Annotated in this window: 1 pseudogene; it reads right to left on the bottom strand. The window is 56.9% G+C overall.

From position 1 onward, the window contains the following. A pseudogene (locus tag AC0L3U_RS39030) lies at positions 1-304 on the bottom strand (MmgE/PrpD family protein); the annotation flags it as partial.

Here is a 304-nt window from a genome sequence, read left to right as displayed (position 1 = left end):
GCTTGGTCGAACGTCTCGATGCGTAGCTTCCGGATCTCGTCCCCTTGCCGACGCATGGAAAGGATCGCGTCGATAGCTCCATGCATGTACCGGCAACATGCGTATGGTTTTAGATAGCATTTCTGAACTTCCCACGATGAACCGAGATTGCCTGTCAAGAGATCGCGGGTAAAACGATCACCGTCATCTAGAAGATCAAGAGGGCCAGTCGCTCCTGCCTGCGCGCGGTAGGCAGCCGTGATACCCGCGACCACGGCTGGGGGAATCCCTTCCTTGATCGTGCTGCCCTCGAACTTGGCGGTTG

The sequence above is a fragment of the Bradyrhizobium sp. Kon69 genome (genome assembly GCF_055807515.1).
The sequence above is the reverse complement of the archived record's forward strand: the minus strand, read 5'-3'. Positions and strand labels throughout refer to the sequence as shown.